Below are 2,840 nucleotides of genomic sequence, written 5' to 3' on the forward strand. Positions count from 1 at the left end.
GTGCCGGATGCCGCCGTCCCGGACTCTGTGCTGCCGGACTCTGTGCTGCCGGACCCTGTGCTGCCGGATGTTGCGGCGCCGGGCACGGTCGTTGCGCCGGAGGGGCCTGTCACCTCGACCGAAGGGCCTGCCACCTCAATCGAACCGGTCGATGCGCAGGTTCCGGCACCACTGCGGGTGGCTGCCGGATGGTCGTGGCGCCTGCTCGTCATCGGTCTGGCGATCTACGTACTTCTGCTCGTGGTCGGACGTGTCCGCGTCGTGGTGATCCCAGTGATCGCAGGCCTGCTCATCAGCGCCATGATCTACCCGACGGCTCTCGGTCTGCGTCGACGCGGGGTACCCAGGCTCGCGTCGTCCTTCGTGACCGTCTTCGGCTTCCTGATCCTGGTGGCGGGCGCCGGAGTGGGCGTCGGCTTCAACGCGGCCAACGAGTTCCCCAATCTTTCCGACCAGATCAGCAAGGGTGTGGAGCAGGTTCGCGACTACCTGCAGGACGGCCCTCTGCACCTGTCGAAGAGCCAGCTGGACGATCTCACGAACGACATCACCACGGCTTTGGCGAACAACCGGGGCCGGCTGGTCTCCGGAGTGCTCTCCGGAGCCACGGTCGCCGCCGAGGTGATCACCGGAATCCTGCTCACCCTGTTCGCGACCTTCTTCTTCGTCCACGACGGCGACCGGATCTGGGACTGGATCGTGGCCCGTTTCCCCTCGGGCAGCGAGGAGCGGGTCCGGGGCGCGGGGAGGGAGGCATGGGCGACCATCACGGGATACATCCGCGGGACGATGTTCGTGGCGCTGGTGGACGCGATCGGTATCACCATCGGGCTGCTGGCCGTCGGGGTTCCCTTGGTCGCGCCGCTGGCGCTGCTGACCTTTCTGGGAGGTTTCATCCCGATCGTCGGCGCGACGGTGGCAGGCGTGGCGGCCATCCTGGTCACGCTCGTCTCCAACGGTCTGGTACCCGCGCTGGTCATCCTCGGTGTGGTGCTCGGCGTACAGCAGATCGAAGGTCACCTGCTCCAGCCGTTGGTCATGCGACGGGCGGTGCGCCTGCACCCGCTGGCGATCGTCATCTCACTGTCCGCGGGTGGTGTACTGGCCGGCATCCCCGGAGCGGTTGCCGCTGTGCCGTTCGTGGCAGTGATCAACCGAGTCGCGGGCTATCTCGCCCGATCCGGGAAGCAGCCACCCGCTCCCGATAGTTGCGCCTAAGTGACCGATGAACCTGGGCCTCCCAGCAGTGCGAAAAGCATGATCGCGCTGTCGACGTGCCCGTTTTTGGCGATCAGGAGTGACTTGTGACCACGCAGTCCGGGATCGAGACCGTGTCCGCACGCCCATCACCGGCCTCCGGATCGGATCCGGGGCCTTCTGGCCCTTCCGTCCCTACGCAGGCCGGCTTCTGGTTCGATCCGAGCTGCCCCTGGGCGTGGCTGACCTCGCGCTGGGCGCTGAACGTCGAACAGGTGCGGCCGGTGCGGTTCAACTGGCACGTGATGAGCCTCGCCGTCCTCAACGAGGGCAGGGACGTCCCGCAGCAGTACCGGGAGCAGATGAAGCTCCTGTGGGGTCCGGTGCGGATCTGTATCGCCGCTGCGGCGCGCCATGGCGACGAGGTGCTGCTCCCGCTCTACACGGCGCTGGGCCGGCGTCATCATCTGGAGAAGGCGCAGTGGAACACCGACACCTTCGCCGCGGCGCTGGCCGAGGCCGGCCTGCCCGCAGATCTTGTGGACGCGGCAGCGTCGGACGAGTTCGACCAGGCGCTGCGGGCGAGTCACCACGACGGCATGGACCGTGTGGGCATGGATGTGGGAACCCCGGTGATCGCGGTGGGGGACACGGCCTTCTTCGGCCCGGTCGTCACCCCGGCGCCGAAGGGCGAAGCCGCCGGCAGACTCTGGGACGGTGTGGTGCTCGTTGCCGGTACGCCCGGCTTCTACGAGCTCAAGCGCACCCGGGACGCCGCTCCCTCGTTCGACTGAGCGGGTGCCGACGGCGCGGCGATGCGCTCCGCGTGTCGCCTGTCAGGTGCGGTTTCCTCCTTTTCAGCGGGAGCGGGAGTGACGACCACATGGGACGGGCATCATTTCCACCCATGCGCGTTCATCTAGGTTCCGACCATGCGGGCTTCCAACTGAAGGTCTCGTTGATCACATGGCTGACCGAGCACGGTCATACGCCGGTCGACCACGGACCTGCCACCTATGATCCGGACGACGACTATCCGCCGTACGTGCTCGCGGCCGCGACTGCGACCGCGAGCGAACCGGACGCCTTCGGCATCGTTCTCGGTGGTTCCGGCAACGGCGAGGTCATATGTGCGAACAAGGTCTCCGGCGTGCGTGCGGCGTTGGTCTGGAGCACCGAAACCGCCCGGCTCGCCCGGTTGCACAACGACGCCAACGTGATCAGCCTTGGTGCCCGGATGCATACCGTCCCCGAGGCCGTGAGCTTCGTCGAGGTGTTCCTGCGGACGCCGTTCAGCGCCGAACAGCGTCATGTCCGGCGGATCGGCATGATCTCCTCCTACGAGCGAACCGGTGTGGTTCAGGTGCCGTCGGCCCCGCTGGCCCCCTGAGGCCGGCGCTGCGCCCGGCCGGCGGTGGCCGCGGGGTGGTCCGTCCACTGGCGCCGGCGAATGACGACGCTGCGTTCGGCCTCGGCCAGGTCGTCGAGGTCGGGGCGGGCGATGTCGCGGGCCCGCATAGCCGTCCCCGGAGGTAGCCGCGACCGCCCGGCGCCGACCAGTGCGCGCAGGCCGGGATCGCCGGTGCTCCAGCGGCGGCCCGGCCTGTCCTGCTGGCCGTCGCCGGGGTCCGCCGGGGTGTTCC

Annotated in this window: 3 protein-coding genes and 1 pseudogene; 3 read left to right on the forward strand and 1 reads right to left on the reverse strand. The window is 68.4% G+C overall.

Annotated elements, in window-relative coordinates; genetic code table 11:
- From DD1DGNOD_RS08215 to DD1DGNOD_RS08225, 3 genes are all read left to right on the forward strand, one after another.
- Window positions 1–1,218, forward strand: coding sequence for an AI-2E family transporter (locus DD1DGNOD_RS08215; protein WP_241255555.1), 1,218 nt, complete (start codon window positions 1–3; stop codon window positions 1,216–1,218).
- Window positions 1,219–1,304: 86 nt separating this feature from the next.
- A complete protein-coding gene (locus DD1DGNOD_RS08220) occupies window positions 1,305–1,991 on the forward strand; it encodes a disulfide bond formation protein DsbA (RefSeq protein WP_131769819.1) in 687 nt (228 codons plus the stop codon).
- A 113-nt stretch (window positions 1,992–2,104) separates the two neighbouring features.
- Window positions 2,105–2,587: a ribose-5-phosphate isomerase gene (locus DD1DGNOD_RS08225; RefSeq protein ID WP_131765958.1), complete on the forward strand. Its 483-nt coding sequence runs from the start codon at window positions 2,105–2,107 to the stop codon at window positions 2,585–2,587.
- On the opposite strand, the pseudogene DD1DGNOD_RS26705 reads toward DD1DGNOD_RS08225, so the two are convergent.
- Window positions 2,557–2,840: pseudogene (locus tag DD1DGNOD_RS26705) on the reverse strand (hypothetical protein); the annotation flags it as partial. The gene DD1DGNOD_RS08225 and the pseudogene DD1DGNOD_RS26705 overlap by 31 nt on opposite strands.

It is taken from the genome of Candidatus Protofrankia californiensis (assembly GCF_900634765.1).
In the GTDB taxonomy this organism is placed as follows: Bacteria; Actinomycetota; Actinomycetes; order Frankiales; family Frankiaceae; genus Protofrankia; species Protofrankia californiensis.